This window comes from Streptomyces sp. NPDC104202, assembly GCF_055584185.1.
The window spans coordinates 16,124-30,027 of sequence record NZ_JBVJMN010000065.1; the positions used below are offsets into that span (position 1 = coordinate 16,124).

A 13,904-nucleotide genomic window follows, 5' to 3' on the forward strand; every position below is an offset into this window, starting at 1 on the left:
TATTCGACACCGAAATACTCTACGGCGCATGCCCGCCTCCCCCGAGGACACCCTCGCGCCCCCGGCCGCACCCCACCCCCTGCGCACCCGCTCCTTCCGGCTGCTCTTCACCGGACGGGCCCTCTCCCTCCTCGGCGACGCCGCGATCCCCGCCGCCCTCGCCCTCGCCGTCCTGGAGGCCACCGGCTCCACCGCGGCCCTCGCCCTCGTCCTCGGCTGCGCGATGGTCCCCAAGCTGCTGCTGCTCCCCGTGGGCGGCGTCGTCGGCGACCGCTTCGACGCCCGCGCGGTCGCCCTCACCACCGACGCGGTCCGCGGCGTCACCCAGCTCGTCGTCGGCCTCCAGCTGCTCGGCGGCACCCCCAGCCTCGCCGTCCTCGCCGTCGCCGAGGCGCTCGGCGGGGCCGCCGGCGCGTTCGCCATGCCGACCGTCTCGCCCCTCGTGAAGGGCACGGTGCCGACCGCCTCGCTGCACCGCGCCAACGCGGCGGTGGGGGTCGCCCAGAGCGCCACCCGGCTCGCCGGACCCGCGCTCGCAGGCTCCCTGGTGCTGACCGTGGGGGCGGGCTGGGCCTTCGTCCTGGACGCGGCCACCTTCGCGGCCAGCGCCCTGCTCCTGGCGGCGGTCCGGGTCGAGCGGATCAGGATCCCCCGCCGCTCGCTCCGCGCCGACCTGGCCGAGGGCTGGCAGGAGGTCCGCTCCCGTGACTGGTACTGGACCAGCCTGATCGGCCACAGCGCCTGGAACGGCGCCGCCGCCGTCCTGATGACCCTCGGCCCCGCCATCGCCCTGCGGCACCTCGGCGGCGCCGGCACCTGGGTCGTCCTCCTGCAGACCGGCGCCGTCGGCTTCCTCCTCGGCGCCCTGCTCGCCGACCGCGTCAGCCCCCGGCGCCCGGTCCTCACCGCCAACCTCGGACTCGCCACGTACGCGCTGCCCCTCGTCCTGCTCGCCGTCGCCGCGCCCGCGCCGGTGACCATCGCGGCGTACGGGATCGCCCAGGCGGGCCTCGGCTTCCTCTCCCCCGTCTGGCAGACGGCCGTCCAGCGCGCCGTCCCCGACCACGCGCTCGCCCGCGTCACCTCCTACGACTGGCTGCTCTCCCTCGCCGCCATGCCCCTCGGCTACGCCCTGGCCCCCCTCGCGGCCTCCGCCTGGGGCCCCGAAGTGCCGCTCCTCGCCGCCGCCGTCATCGTCGGCGGCTGCTGCCTGGGCACGGCCCTGGTGCCCGGGGTGCGGCGCTTCCGGTAGGCCGGGCCCCGGGCCGTCAGCCCGCGGTCGCGGTGGGGCGCTCTCCGGCCTCCCGGGCCGCCGCCTCGGCCAGGAAGGCGACGAGGAGGCGGGCGGTGTCGTCCGGGCGTTCGAGGGCGGGAAGGTGGCCGGCCCAGTCGAGTTCGAGGAGGCGGGCGGCCGGGAGGAGGGCGGCGAGCCGGGCGGCGACGGCCCGGAAGTCGGGGAGGTCGTGGGCGCCGACGGCGACGAGGGCGGGGGCGGGGATGGCGGCGAGCTCGTCCCGGGTGACCTCGGGGTCGACGGGGTCGTACTCCTCCGGCGCGGCGAGCTGGACGTCGAAGGCGCGCCGCTGCCCCTCCCGGACGAGGGCGCGGGCGTCCGCGCCGGCCTCGGGGCCGAGCCAGGTGTCGACGTTCAGCTCGACGGCCCCGTCGAGGTCGCCCGCGTCGAGGAGCGCGTCCTCGCGGGCGCCCCAGGCGCGCAGTTCCGCGCTCGGCTCCATGCCGGGCATGCCCGAGCCGAGGAGGGCGAGGGCGGTGACCCGGCCGGGATGGCGGGCGGCCAGCTCCAGGGCGACGCGGCCGCCGAAGGACGAGCCGACGACGGCGGCCCGGTCGACGCCGAGGTGGTCGAGGAGGTCCCGGACGTCCTCGGCGTGGGTGTGCGGGGCGTCGACGGGGGTGTCGCCGAAGCCGCGGAGGTCGCAGCGGACGACACGGTGTCCGGCGGCGGCGAGGGCGGAGAACTGTCCGTCCCACATCCGGCGGTCGCAGACCCCGGAGTGCAGCAGGACGACGGTCGAGGTGCCGTGGCCGGCCTGGTCGTGAGAGAGCGTCATCCGGCCGACCCTAGAGGGCCGCGAGGGCGGCGGCCACCGGATTCCCGCATGACTTGAACACGTTCAAAGATGGGTCTACAGTCATGACCGTCAGCTTTTGAACGTGTTCAAGGGAGGGTGGGGCATGGACCTCACTGTCGTCGCCTACATCGCCTATCTGCTGATCAGCGTGGCCCTCACGATCTGGGTCGCCCGGACGCTCAGCCGCAACGGAAAGGTCTTCCTGGCGGACGTCCTGCACGGCAACGAGAAGCTCGCCGACGCCGTGAACCACCTCCTGGTGGTCGGCTTCTACCTCGTCAACTTCGGCTTCGTCGCCCTCTACCTGAGCCAGGACGACGCCGTCCTGGACGCCCGCGCCCTCTTCGAGGCCCTCTCGGTCAAGCTCGGCGTCGTCCTGCTCGTCCTCGGCGTCATGCACCTGGCGAACGTCTACGTGCTCAACAGGATCCGCCGGCGCGGGGTCATGGAGCGCGAGCAGGTGCCGCCGGTCGGCCCGCAGGGGTGGACCGCGACCCCCAAGGGCGGCCCCTGGGCCCCGCCGGCCCCCCAGGCCTGAGCCCACCGTGCCGACCCCGACCGCGCCGTCGACCCCGGTGGGACGCCTGACCGTGCTGTACGACGCCGACTGCCCGCTCTGCGTGCACCTGAGGCACTGGCTCCTGCGCCAGCGGCAGCTCGTCCCGCTCGACCTCGTACCCGCCGGATCGCACGAGGCCAGGCGGCGCTTCCCGGACCTCGACCACGCCGCCACCCTGCGGGAGATCACCGTGGTCGCGGACCGGGGCCAGGTCTACCGGGAGACCGCCGCCTGGATCGTCTGCCTCTGGGCCCTGGCCGACCACCGGGCCAAGGCCCACTGGCTGGCCACCCCGGCCGGGCAGCCGTTCGCCCGGGTCACCGTCCTGGCCGCCGCGCGGTGGCGGGAGGCCCTGAAGGGGCCGTCCTGCGACGACGGGCGCTGCGAGGCGCCCGTTCCGCCCGGCTAGGCTCGGCCCCGTGACGGACGTGAACGAAGAGAAGAAGGCCCCCAAGAGCGAGCAGACCCGCACGCTCATCCTCGAGACCGCGCTCCGGCTGTTCAAGGAGCGCGGTTACGACAAGACGACGATGCGGGCCATCGCCCAGGAGGCCGGGGTCTCCGTCGGCAACGCGTACTACTACTTCTCGTCCAAGGAGCACCTCGTCCAGGGCTTCTACGACCGGATCGCCGAGGAGCACCAGGCGGCCGTCGAGCCCATCCTGACCGGTGACGAGAAGGACCTCACGGCCCGGATCCGCGGGGTCTACCTCGGCTGGCTGGACATCGCCGAGCCGTACCACGAGTTCGCGTCCCAGTTCTTCAAGAACGCCGCCGACCCGGACAGCCCGCTCAGCCCCTTCTCCCCCGAGTCGGAGGGCCCGCGCGAGGCCGCCATCGAGGTGCACCGGCGCGTCATCTCCGGCGCCTCGGTGAAGGTCGACCCGGAGCTGAAGGAGGCGCTGCCGCAGCTGCTCTGGCTCCAGCAGATGGGCCTGGTGCTGTTCTGGGTGTACGACCGCTCGGACCACGCCGCCAACAGCCGGCGCCTGGTGGAGCGGCTCGCGCCGGTCACCGCCCGCGCGATCTCCCTCTCCCGCTTCCGCATCCTGCGCCCGCTGGTCAAGGAGACCCACGAGCTGCTCTCCGACTTCATGCCCACGGCAGCCGGAATGGCGGCCTCGGGCAAGCCCAAGCGGGCCACCCCGAAGCCGCCGGCCTCCTAGGGCCTGTCGTACCGGGACCGTGCGGGCCCGGCCCCGGTGGGCCGGACCCGCACGGACGTCTCTAGACCCAGGTGAGCTCCCACAGGCGCCAGATGCCGGTGCCGTCCGTGAGGTACTGGGAGCCGGCGACGCTCTCGGTGGAGAGGACGTAGTCCTTCTTCTGCCACAGCGGGATCAGCGGCACGTCGGAGGCGACCTCGGTCTGGATCTCCCGGAAGTCGGTGGTCGCGCGCGACCGGTCGCTGTACTTCTGCGTCGAGGAGATCAGCGTGTCGATCCGCTTGCTGGAGAAGCCGTTGTGCAGGGTGTTCTGCGTGCCGACGAGCGGCGCGGTGAAGCTGTCGGAGTCCGGGAAGTCGGGGAGCCAGCCGACGGTGTACGCGTCGTAGGCACCGCGCGCGTACCCCTTCTGGAAGTTCTGCCAGTCGGCCTCGACGACGTCGACCTCGAACAGCCCGGTCTCCTCCAGCTGCTTCTTGATCTCGGCGCTCTCGGCCGCGTAGGTCGTGTCCTTGCGGAACCCGAAGGTGAACTTCACCGGCTTGGTGATGCCGGCCCCCCGCAGGATGCGCTTGGCCTTCTTGGCGTCCGGCGCCGGGTCGACGTCGTAGAACGCGGTGCTGTGGCCGACGAACCCCTGCGGGATGAGGGAGTACAGCGGCTCGACCGTGCCCTTGTAGGCGCTGGTGGTGATCGCCGGGCGGTCGATGACCGCGGCGACGGCCTGCCGGACCGCCAGCTTCGCCATCGGCGAGCCGGGGCGGACGTTGAAGTTGATGTTGCGGATCTCGGCGCTCTCCGCCTCGGTGACGCGCGTCCCGTCCCCCGTCTCCAGGGTGGACAGGTAGTCCGGCGGGAGCTGCCGGTGCGTCACCTGGATGTCCTTGGCCTTCCACGCGGCCGCGAGCTCCGAAGACTGGGCGTAGTACTTGACCACGACCGGACCGCCGGCCTTGGTGACGGCGCCCTTGTAGTTCGGGTTGGGCTCCAGGCGGGCGGACTCGCCCTCCTTGTACTCCTTGAGGACGTACGGGCCAGAGCCGTCGACCGAGGTGCCGGGCCGCAGGCCGTCGGCCGGGTACTGGCTGCTGTCGACGATCGAACCGGCGCCCGTGGCCACCTTCAGCGGGAACGTGGCGTCCCGGTCGCTCAGGTGGAACGTGACGGTGCGCCCGTCGGCCGTCACGGTCTTCAGCGTCGGGAAAAGCGGCTGCGGACCGACGTCGGTCTTGATCCGCAGCATGCGCTCGAAGGAGAACTTGACGTCCTCGGCGGTCACCTTGCGCCCGTTGGAGAAGGTGAGGTCGTCGCGGAGCGTGCACTGGTAGGTCGTGAGCTTGGTGCCCACGAACTTGCAGCTCTCGGCGGCGTCGGGAACCGGGGCGCTGAACCCCGGCTTGAACGTCAGCAGCGACTGGAAGACGTTGCTGTACATGGCCCAGGAACCGGCGTCGTACGCGCCGGCCGGGTCGAGTGAAGTGACCTCGTCGGTCGTGCCGACGCTGATCGGATCCGTGCGGCTGCCGTCGGAGGGCAGCAGTTGCCAGCCCCCGACCCCGGCCGCCACCAGTACTCCACAAGTGATGAGGATCCGTAGACGGACCGTCGACCGCATTGCCGTGCTTCCTTACATGTGGTGCCACCCCAGAAGCGACGAACCCCCCGATCACGCCGCGATGGCGCCATCCCATCACACCGTTTTCACAAGCGGAAGAGGAAACTTTCACACCACAGGTATATGTCCGGGATATGGGAATTTAAGTCGATGAGCAGCACGTATCGGCCTCGGCGCAGCGAGTGACCGATGCCGATTACGCCTGTTTCGAGGCGAGTTCGACGATCGTGATGTCCGACGGCGCCCCGACCCGCACCGGCGGCCCCCAGGCACCCGCGCCCCGGGAGACGTAGAGCTGCGTGTCGCCGTACCGTTCGAGCCCGGCGACGGTCGGGTTGGCCAGTTCTGCGAGGAGGTTCCCCGGCCACAGCTGCCCGCCGTGCGTGTGTCCCGACAGCTGGAGGTCCACGCCGTGCCGCACCGCGTCGTGCACGACGACGGGCTGGTGGGCCAGCAGGACCGCCGCACGCGCCCGGTCGCGGTCACCCAGCGCCCGCGCGAAGTCGGGCCCCTGCCCCTCGCTCTCCCCGGCCACGTCGTCCACGCCCGCCAGGTCGAACCCGGCCGCGATCTCCACCCGTTCGTTGCGCAGCGGACGCAGTCCGAGCTCCCGCACGTGGTCGACCCACGCGTCGGCGCCGGAGAAGTACTCGTGGTTGCCGGTCACGAAGAAGGAGCCGTGGCGGGCGCGCAGGCGCGCCAGCGGCTCGGCGGCGGAGCCGAGGTTCTCCACCGTGCCGTCGACCAGGTCGCCGACGACCGCGACGAGGTCCGGCTGCGCCGAGTTGATCGTGTCCACGATCCGCTGCGTGTGCGCCCGGCCCAGGATCGGTCCGAGGTGGATGTCCGACACCACCGCGATCCGGTAGCCGTGCGCCGCCCTCGGCACCTTCGCCAGCGGCACCGTCACGCGCTTGATCCGCGGCCCGCGCAGCACCCCGTACGTGCCGTACCCGACGGTCCCGGCCGCCACGGCGGCCGCCGACCCCGCGACGACCCGCGACACGAACAGCCGCCGCGACACCTCCGCCGGGGAGGACCCGGCGTCCCGCCCCGCGGGCGGCTCGGAGGCTGCGGACGACGTGGACGGCACGGACGGCACGGCCGGCGCCTCCGGGGCCGGCGACGCGGCGGACGGCTTCCCGGCGGGCTCCTCCGTCCCCGCGGAAACCGTCGCGGCCGGCACCGGGGCGGGCGCGGCAGCGGCGGCCGTCTCCGCGCGGCGGGCGAGCCACCGCCGCAGGACGGGGCGCACCGCCTCGCCGACGACCAGCGCCAGCGTCAGGTAGAGCAGCACCGCGAGCCAGAGGAACCCCGGCCAGGCCACGGCCTGCTGGACCACGAACGGGGCCCCCGCGCGTGAGGACACCAGGGCCGCGACGGACAGCACCGGCAGCGCCACCACCACGACCGTGCCGGCCCGGCGCGCGGCGCTCCCGGGCGCCGTCACGTCCCGCACCATGCGCTGCCACACGTACCGGTGCACCGCACCGAGCAGCCCCAGCACCACGACCAGGACCACGACGAACCCGACCACGCCCGAACCCCCTCTTCGTCTTCCGCCCCGTGCCGCGTCAGGCCGTGTGACCGTCGTCGCCGCGTCGGGCGCGCACCCCGCGCAACCCGATCACCCCGATCACCGTCCCCAGGACAAAGGACGTGACCGCGAGCAGCAGATGAACCCAGAAGTAGGCCGTCGGGTCGCCCGCGTCGTCGAAGGCGAGGCCGCTGCCGTCCTTCCACAGGTTTTTGACGAAGGTGATCCAGATGAACCAGCTCCACACCCCGAAGGCGAGCAGGAACCAGGCGACACGGCGGCTGAGCTTCATGGCCCCAGTATCACCGCCCGCCCCACCGGGCCCGCGTCCGGGTGGACGAGCCCGGACGAACCGCCCCGCGGGGTTCGGATCCCTGGTGCGGGCCTGTACGTTCTCGACCGTGTCTGCTTCGAAGAAGACCGCTTGGGCGGTCGCCGCTGCGCTGTTCCTGCCGCTCGTGACCTCCGCGCCCGCCGCGCACGCGGAGGAGAAGGACAAGCAGCCCCTTCCTCCCGCCGTGATGTCGAAGGTCGGCGGCCCGCTGCTCGGACTGCCCGGGACGCAGGTGCGGCTGAACGCGGGCGCTCCGGTCCTGCCGAAGGAGCTGTCCGGCCGCTCCTGGATCGTCGCGGACGCGGAGACGGGCGACGTGCTGGCCGCGCACAACGCGCACTGGCCGCTGGCGCCGGCGTCCACGCTGAAGATGCTCTTCGCGGACACCCTGCTGCCGAAGTTCCCGAAGACCCGGAACCACCTCGTCACCGCCCAGGACATGCTGGGGATAGGGGACGGGTCCAGCCTGGTCGGCATCAAGGAGAAGCAGACCTACAGCGTCCACGACCTGTGGCTCGGGGTGTTCCTCCGCTCGGGGAACGACGCGGTACACGTCCTGACCAGCATGAACAATGGTCTGGCCCGGACCGTGGCGGACATGAACGAGCACGCGGCCGAGCTCCAGGCACTCGACACCGTGGTGGTCTCGCCGGACGGCTACGACGCCCCCCGCCAGGTCTCCTCCGCGTACGACCTGACGCTCATCGCGCGCAACGGCATGCAGAAGCCGGACTTCCGCGAGTACGCGGCCACGTCCCGCGCCGCCTTCCCCGGCGAGGCCAAGCCGGGCAAGAAGCGCGAGACCTTCGAGATCCAGAACACCAACCGGCTGCTCACCGGCGACCTGGGCGTCGCCCCCTACCCGGGCATCGCCGGGGTCAAGAACGGCAACACCACGCACGCGGGTGCCACCTTCACCGGCGTCGCGGAGCGGAACGGCAAGGTGCTGCTCGTCACCGTCATGAACCCCTCCTCGAAGGAGCAGCACGCCGTCTACCGCGAGACGGCCCGGCTGCTCGACTGGGGCTTCGCCGCGACCGGCAAGGTGACCCCGGTGGGCCGGCTGGTGCCGCCGCGGTCCGCGCGGACGGAGTCGGCCGCCCCGGACGGCACGGTCCCGGCACCGGCCCCCGGGAAGAACGCCCCGCACGGCACGACGTCGGCCGCCGAGAAGGCCGGCGGTGTCGGGACCGCCCTCGGCGTGGCGGGCGGGGTGCTGGTGCTCCTCGCCGCCGCGGTCTTCCTGGTCAACCGCCGCTGGCCGCTGGCCGCGTCGGCGGCTCGTCGCCGTCGGCCCCGGGACGAGGACCGCTCGGCGGAGGAGTCCCCTGCGAACCCTGAGTCCCCGGAGTCCCCTGAGTCCCCTGAGTCCCCGGCTCCAGGTTCGTCGCCGGAGACGCCTGAGGCTCAGGAGCCTGCGGAGTCCCCTGCGGCTGCTGCGATTCCTGCGGCTCCTGCGTCGCAGGAGTCTCCCCGTCCCGGCGTGACCCCGTAGCCGTCCAGGCCGCGCAGTACAGCAGCAGCTTCGCGGTGAAGTTGATCCACAGGAGCAGCGCGACCGGGACGCCGAACGCGCCGTACATGGACTTCGCCGCGACGCCCCTCATGTAGCCGCCCAGCAGCAGCTTGAGCAGCTCGAACCCGACGGCGCCCATGAGGGCCGCCACGACGAGCCGGCGGCGGGGCGGGTGGACGCCGGGCAGCAGGGTCAGGACGTAGAGCAGGATCAGGAAGTCGGCGACGACGGCGACGAGGACGGCGGCGGTCTGGAGGAGGAAGCCGCCCGCCCCGTCGCCGGAGAGGCCGATCCGGTCGGCGCTCCAGCCGACGGCGGTGGAGCCGAGCCAGGACGCGGCGAGCGAGGCGAGCGCGACGCCGCCGAGGCCGACGAGGATGAGCCCGTCCTTGCCCTTGAGGAGGACGGGGTTGCCCTCGATGTCGTCGAGGCCCCAGACCGCGCGCAGGCACTCCCTCATGGAGCCGACCCAGCTGATGCCGGTGACCAGCAGGACGGCGCCGGCGACGAGCCCGATGGTGCCGGCGTTGGCGACGAGCCCCCCGATGTCGAGCTGGTCGGAGATGCCCGGCACCTGGTCGGCGATCTTCTCCTCGATCGTGTCGAGCTGGTCGGTGCTGAGCAGCGCGGCCCCGACCGCGGCGGCGACCGTGATGAGGGGGAAGAGGGCGAGGAAGGACAGGAAGGTGATCGCGGCGGCGAGCCGGGTCCAGTGGGCCGCGTCGAGGGTCTCGTACGAACGCCAGGCGTGGGTCCGCATGAGGCGGACGGCCACGGGGCCGATGACGGGAAGCTTGGTCAGCCAGTCCATGGCGTACGTGTACCCCTTGATCCGTTGCGTGAGATGACCGGAGTACGAGAATCCCCCGCCGCGGCACGGGGGGCCGCGACCGACATCCCGTAACGAACCGCCTTGCAATACCGGCATAAGCGACAGAGGCGGCTATACGGTCACCCTCATGGCTGTCGAGACCCACGCCCTGGACGACGACCGCGCGCCGCTCGCCCCCCGTGCGTCCCGGCCTCGGGCCTGTCCCGCCGTCTCGCCCTCTGAGGAGGACCCACCATGAAGGACGCCTTCGGTGCCCCGCACTCCCTGCTCGTGCTCGGCGGCACCTCCGGGATCGGGCTCGCCACCGCGCGCCGGATGATCGCCCGCGGCACCCGTACGGTCTGGCTGGCCGGCCGCCCCTCCCCCGGCCTGACCGCCGCCGCGGACGGGCTGCGCGCGCTGGGGGCCGAGGTGCGCACCGTGCCCTTCGACGCGCTCGACACGGAGTCCCACGAGGAGCGGCTCGGCAAGATCTTCACCGAGGGCCCCGTCGACGTCGTGCTGCTCGCCTTCGGGGTCACCGGCGACCAGGCGCGCGACGAGTCCGACCCCGTCGCCGCGGCCCGGGTCGCCCAGACCAACTACACCGGCGCGGTCTCGGCGGGGCTGGTGTGCGCGGGCGCGCTCCAGGCGCAGGGGCACGGCTCGCTCGTGGTGCTGTCCTCCGTGGCGGGCGAGCGGGCCCGCCGCGCCGACTTCATCTACGGCTCGTCGAAGGCCGGTCTCGACGCCTTCGCGCAGGGCCTCGGCGACGCGCTGTACGGCACCGGCGTCCGCGTCATGGTGGTGCGCCCGGGCTCCCTGCGCGCGCGGACGACGCGAGGGCGCGCCGGGGGGCCGCTCGCGACCACGCCCGAGGCGGTCGCGACGGCGATCGAGCTGGGGCTGCGGCGGCGCTCGGAGACGGTGTGGGTGCCGGGGGCGCTGCGGATGGTGATGGCGGCCGTACGGCACGCCCCGAGGCCGCTCCACCGGCTCCTGTCGCTGTGAGTCACGCGGGGTGCGGCACGCGACCCGCGACGGGTGGCGTGCGCCGCGCGCGGTGGGGCGGGTGACGTGGGGCACGCCTGCGCCCGGCCGGTCCGGCCGGGCGCGGACGTCAGCGGGCGGGGGTGCCCGTCGGCTGGTCGACCGGGCTGCCCTGGGCCGGGACGGCGGAGATCGGGCGGCCGCTGCCGAACAGGTAGTCGTACAGCTTCCGCCACACGCCGTCCGGCCCCTGCTCGTACAGGGCGAAGGAGCGGCAGGTCCAGGCCGCCTCGTACCCGGCGAGCTCCTCGTACGCCCGGTCCATCCCCTCCTCGGAGATGCCGTGGGCGACGGTCACGTGCGGGTGGTACGGGAACTGGAGCTCGCGCACCAGCGGCCCGGCCTCGTCGCGGATGCGGTGCTGGAGGCGGTGGCAGAGCGAGACGCCCTCGTCCACCTTGACGAAGACGACCGGGGAGAGCGGACGGAAGGTCCCGGTGCCGCGGAGCCGCACGGGGAACGGCTGGTGGTCGGCGGCGACACCGGCGAGGTGCGCCTCGATCGCCGGCAGCCGCTCCTCCGCTACCTCGGTCGGCGGGACCAGGGTGACGTGCGTGGGGATGCCGTAGGCGGCCGGGTCCCCGAAGCCGGCGCGCCGCTCCTGGAGCAGGCTGCCGTAGGGCTCCGGGACCGCGATCGAAACGCCGAGCGTTACGGTCCCCACGTCGTTCTCCTCCGTCGTCGGTCGACTTGTGTGCGGGTGGTACAGCCGCCAGTGTGCGGCCTCCACCGCCTTGGTGGCCAGGGTCCTTGGACTCAGTGCTTGGCGGGCAGGAAGCCGATGCGCTCGTACGTCTGCGCCAGCGTCTCCGCCGCGACCGCACGGGCCTTCTCCGCTCCCTTGGCCAGGACCGAGTCCAGCGTCTCCGGGTCGTCCAGGTATTCCTGGGTGCGGGCCCGGAACGGCGTGACGAAGTCCACCATGACCTCGGCGAGATCCGTCTTCAGCGCGCCGTACATCTTGCCCTCGTAGCTCTTCACCAGGTCGTCGACGGAGGTGGAGGTGAGCGTGGACATGATCGTGAGCAGGTTGGAGACGCCGGCCTTGTTCTCCGGGTCGAAACGGATCACCGTGTCGGTGTCGGTGACCGCGCTCTTGACCTTCTTGGCGGTGGTCTTCGGGTCGTCCAGGAGGTTGATGAGGCCCTTCGGCGTGGACGCCGACTTGCTCATCTTGATCGTCGGGTCCTGGAGGTCGTAGATCTTCGCCGTCTCCTTGAGGATGTACGGCTTGGGGATCGTGAACGTCTCGCCGAAGCGGCCGTTGAAGCGCTCGGCCAGGTCGCGGGTCAGCTCGATGTGCTGGCGCTGGTCCTCGCCGACCGGGACCTCGTGGGCCTGGTAGAGCAGGATGTCGGCGACCTGGAGGATCGGGTACGTGAACAGGCCGACGGTGGCGCGGTCGGCACCCTGCTTGGCGGACTTGTCCTTGAACTGGGTCATGCGGGAGGCCTCGCCGAAGCCGGTGAGGCAGTTCATGACCCAGCCGAGCTGGGCGTGCTCGGGGACGTGGCTCTGGACGAAAAGGGTGCAGCGCTCCGGGTCGAGACCGGCGGCGAGCAGCTGGGCGGCGGCGAGCCGGGTGTTCGCGCGCAGCTCCGCGGGGTCCTGCGGCACCGTGATGGCGTGCAGGTCGACGACCATGTAGAAGGCGTCGTGGGTCTCCTGGAGGGCGACCCACTGGCGGACGGCGCCGAGGTAGTTGCCGAGGTGGAACGAGCCTGCGGTGGGCTGGATTCCGGAGAGCACGCGGGGACTGTCAGAGGCCATGCACATCATTCTCTCAGGTGTGGGAACCGATCCCCGTCGGCCGGTGTATCAAGAGTGTGAGGACGCGGGAGGGGGGCCTGGTCGACGACGAGGCCGTGGTGATCGCACGGGTGCGCGCCGGAGAGCCGGAGGCGTACGCGGAGTTGGTCCGCGCGCACACGGCGGTGGCGCTGAGAGCTGCGGTGGCGTGCGGCGCGGGCCCCGAGGCCGAGGACGTCGTGCAGCAGGCCTTCTTCAAGGCGTACCGGTCGCTGGGGCGGTTCCGGGACGGCTCGGCGTTCCGGCCGTGGCTGCTGCGGATCGTCGCCAATGAGACCAGGAACACAGTGCGGTCGGCGGGTCGGCGGCGCGCCGTCCGTGACCGCGAGGCGGGGCTGCTCGGGCCCGAGCCGCTGATACCGGAGTCGGCGGACCCGGCGGTGGCGGCCGAGGAGCGGGAGCGGAGCCGGCGGCTGTGGGAGGCGCTGGACGGGCTCGCCGAGGACCACCGGCAGGTGGTGGTCCACCGCTACCTCCTGGAGCTGGACGAGACCGAGACGGCGCTGGCCCTGGGCTGGCCGAGGGGGACGGTGAAGTCCCGGCTGAGCCGGGCGCTGAGGAAGCTGGGACGGGTGCTGGAGGACGGCGCGGAGGGAGGTGGGAGGCGTGGCTGAGGAGGGTCTGCCGGACGAGCTGAGGGAGCTGGGGCGGCGGCTGAGGGTGCCGGACGTGGACGGCGGGTCGATGGCCGAGCGGGTCCTCGCGCAGCTCCTCGCCGAGCGGGTCCCCACGCCGGTGCCGGCGCCCGGCCCCCTCCGGCGGCGGTGGTGGGCATCGGTGCGCGCGGGGGCGCGCGCGCGGTGGCGGGCGCTGGTGGCGGGGGTCACCGGGGTGCTGATCGTGCTGCTGCTCACCCCGCCGGTGCGGGCGGCGGTGGCGGAGTGGTTCGGCTTCGGCGGGGTCGCCGTGCGGTACGACCCGGACGGCCCCGTGCGGGCCGCCGGCGCGGTGCCCGGCTGTCCGGACCCGGTCCCGCTGGGTGAGGCGGGCCGGCTGGCGGGCTTCGAGCCGCTGGTGCCGGGCACGCTCGGCGCGCCGGACGCGGTGTCGGTGACGGGGTCGGCCGCCGGCGGCCGCGCGGTGATCACCCTGTGCCGGCGGGAGGGGGCGCGGACGGTGCGGCTCGACGAGTTCCCGGGCCGTCTGGACATCGGCTTCGCCAAGCAGGTGCGGATCCCGCCCCGCTGGGTGGACCTTCCCGACGGCGCCCGGGGGTACTGGTTCGCCGCCCCCCAGCGGCTCACCTTCCCGATGACCGACGGCGCGGGCGGGGCCTGGACCCACGAGGTCCGCACCGCGGGGCCCACGCTCCTGTGGACGGGGAGCGGGGGCGCGCCGACCTTCCGGCTCGAGGGCATACCGGACCCGGAGGAGGCCCGCCGCACCGCCGGGTCGACGGGGTGACGGGCCCCTC

At 73.1% G+C, this 13,904-nt stretch carries 14 protein-coding genes and 1 pseudogene; 8 read left to right on the plus strand and 7 right to left on the minus strand.

Annotation, left to right across the window (positions count from 1 at the left end; all coding sequences use genetic code 11):
- Positions 1 to 28: 28 nt before the first annotated feature.
- Positions 29 to 1,252, plus strand: coding sequence for an MFS transporter (locus tag ACZ60W_RS31115; RefSeq protein WP_469758741.1), 1,224 nt, complete (start codon positions 29 to 31; stop codon positions 1,250 to 1,252).
- Between the two features lie 16 nt (positions 1,253 to 1,268).
- Here ACZ60W_RS31115 and ACZ60W_RS31120 read toward each other — a convergent pair whose 3' ends face one another.
- Positions 1,269 to 2,072: an alpha/beta fold hydrolase gene (locus ACZ60W_RS31120; RefSeq protein ID WP_469758742.1), complete on the minus strand. Its 804-nt coding sequence runs from the start codon at positions 2,070 to 2,072 to the stop codon at positions 1,269 to 1,271.
- Positions 2,073 to 2,196: 124 nt separating this feature from the next.
- On the opposite strand from ACZ60W_RS31120, the gene ACZ60W_RS31125 reads away from it, so the two are divergent.
- Genes ACZ60W_RS31125 through ACZ60W_RS31135 form a run of 3 tightly spaced genes read left to right on the plus strand, consistent with a single transcriptional unit; the run spans position 2,197 to position 3,818 of the window.
- A complete protein-coding gene (locus ACZ60W_RS31125) occupies positions 2,197 to 2,631 on the plus strand; it encodes a hypothetical protein (RefSeq protein WP_469758743.1) in 435 nt (144 codons plus the stop codon).
- A 7-nt stretch (positions 2,632 to 2,638) separates the two neighbouring features.
- Positions 2,639 to 3,061 carry a thiol-disulfide oxidoreductase DCC family protein gene (locus ACZ60W_RS31130; protein ID WP_469758744.1) on the plus strand — a complete coding sequence of 141 codons (423 nt, stop codon included), beginning with the start codon at positions 2,639 to 2,641 and terminating at the stop codon, positions 3,059 to 3,061.
- A gap of 10 nt (positions 3,062 to 3,071) precedes the next feature.
- On the plus strand, positions 3,072 to 3,818 hold the full coding sequence (locus ACZ60W_RS31135; protein WP_469758745.1) for a TetR/AcrR family transcriptional regulator: 747 nt from the start codon (positions 3,072 to 3,074) through the stop codon (positions 3,816 to 3,818).
- A gap of 61 nt (positions 3,819 to 3,879) precedes the next feature.
- On the opposite strand, the gene ACZ60W_RS31140 is transcribed toward ACZ60W_RS31135, so the two are convergent.
- From ACZ60W_RS31140 to ACZ60W_RS31150, 3 genes are all read right to left on the minus strand, one after another.
- Positions 3,880 to 5,433 (minus strand): ABC transporter substrate-binding protein, encoded by a 1,554-nt coding sequence (locus ACZ60W_RS31140; protein WP_469758746.1) that lies wholly within the window; start codon positions 5,431 to 5,433, stop codon positions 3,880 to 3,882.
- Positions 5,434 to 5,629: 196 nt separating this feature from the next.
- Positions 5,630 to 6,970: a metallophosphoesterase gene (locus ACZ60W_RS31145; protein WP_469758747.1), complete on the minus strand. Its 1,341-nt coding sequence runs from the start codon at positions 6,968 to 6,970 to the stop codon at positions 5,630 to 5,632.
- 37 nt (positions 6,971 to 7,007) lie between these two features.
- A complete protein-coding gene (locus ACZ60W_RS31150; RefSeq protein WP_469758748.1) occupies positions 7,008 to 7,262 on the minus strand; it encodes an SCO4848 family membrane protein in 255 nt (84 codons plus the stop codon).
- Between the two features lie 229 nt (positions 7,263 to 7,491).
- Between ACZ60W_RS31150 and ACZ60W_RS31155 the strand changes: the two are divergent.
- Positions 7,492 to 8,262: pseudogene (locus tag ACZ60W_RS31155) on the plus strand (D-alanyl-D-alanine carboxypeptidase family protein); the annotation flags it as partial.
- 289 nt (positions 8,263 to 8,551) lie between these two features.
- Here the strand turns inward: ACZ60W_RS31155 and ACZ60W_RS31160 are convergent.
- Positions 8,552 to 9,631, minus strand: coding sequence for a YihY/virulence factor BrkB family protein (locus ACZ60W_RS31160; protein ID WP_469758749.1), 1,080 nt, complete (start codon positions 9,629 to 9,631; stop codon positions 8,552 to 8,554).
- Between the two features lie 255 nt (positions 9,632 to 9,886).
- Between ACZ60W_RS31160 and ACZ60W_RS31165 the strand changes: the two genes are divergently transcribed.
- Positions 9,887 to 10,642, plus strand: coding sequence for an SDR family NAD(P)-dependent oxidoreductase (locus ACZ60W_RS31165; protein ID WP_469758750.1), 756 nt, complete (start codon positions 9,887 to 9,889; stop codon positions 10,640 to 10,642).
- A gap of 109 nt (positions 10,643 to 10,751) precedes the next feature.
- Here ACZ60W_RS31165 and ACZ60W_RS31170 read toward each other — a convergent pair whose 3' ends face one another.
- Together ACZ60W_RS31170 and trpS are read right to left on the minus strand one after the other, a co-directional pair.
- Positions 10,752 to 11,345 carry a 2'-5' RNA ligase family protein gene (locus tag ACZ60W_RS31170; protein ID WP_469758751.1) on the minus strand — a complete coding sequence of 198 codons (594 nt, stop codon included), beginning with the start codon at positions 11,343 to 11,345 and terminating at the stop codon, positions 10,752 to 10,754.
- A gap of 92 nt (positions 11,346 to 11,437) precedes the next feature.
- Entirely contained in the window at positions 11,438 to 12,451 is a 1,014-nt protein-coding gene (gene trpS, locus ACZ60W_RS31175; RefSeq protein WP_469758752.1) for a tryptophan--tRNA ligase, read from the minus strand.
- Positions 12,452 to 12,507: 56 nt separating this feature from the next.
- Between trpS and ACZ60W_RS31180 the strand changes: the two genes are divergently transcribed.
- A complete protein-coding gene (locus ACZ60W_RS31180; RefSeq protein WP_469758753.1) occupies positions 12,508 to 13,104 on the plus strand; it encodes an RNA polymerase sigma factor in 597 nt (198 codons plus the stop codon).
- Positions 13,097 to 13,894 (plus strand): hypothetical protein, encoded by a 798-nt coding sequence (locus tag ACZ60W_RS31185; RefSeq protein WP_469758754.1) that lies wholly within the window; start codon positions 13,097 to 13,099, stop codon positions 13,892 to 13,894. Before ACZ60W_RS31180 ends, ACZ60W_RS31185 begins: the two co-directional genes overlap by 8 nt.
- Positions 13,895 to 13,904 lie beyond the last annotated feature (10 nt).

Bases quoted from the DNA above. Each gene is read 5' to 3' on its own strand.
- ACZ60W_RS31140 (WP_469758746.1), bottom strand. From the start codon at position 5,433: ATGCGGTCGACGGTCCGTCTACGGATCCTCATCACTTGTGGAGTACTG.
- ACZ60W_RS31165 (WP_469758750.1), top strand. From the start codon at position 9,887: ATGAAGGACGCCTTCGGTGCCCCGCACTCCCTGCTCGTGCTCGGCGGC.
- ACZ60W_RS31115 (WP_469758741.1), top strand. From the start codon at position 29: ATGCCCGCCTCCCCCGAGGACACCCTCGCGCCCCCGGCCGCACCCCAC.
- ACZ60W_RS31120 (WP_469758742.1), bottom strand. From the start codon at position 2,072: ATGACGCTCTCTCACGACCAGGCCGGCCACGGCACCTCGACCGTCGTC.
- ACZ60W_RS31160 (WP_469758749.1), bottom strand. From the start codon at position 9,631: ATGGACTGGCTGACCAAGCTTCCCGTCATCGGCCCCGTGGCCGTCCGC.
- trpS (WP_469758752.1), bottom strand. From the start codon at position 12,451: ATGGCCTCTGACAGTCCCCGCGTGCTCTCCGGAATCCAGCCCACCGCA.
- ACZ60W_RS31125 (WP_469758743.1), top strand. From the start codon at position 2,197: ATGGACCTCACTGTCGTCGCCTACATCGCCTATCTGCTGATCAGCGTG.
- ACZ60W_RS31150 (WP_469758748.1), bottom strand. From the start codon at position 7,262: ATGAAGCTCAGCCGCCGTGTCGCCTGGTTCCTGCTCGCCTTCGGGGTG.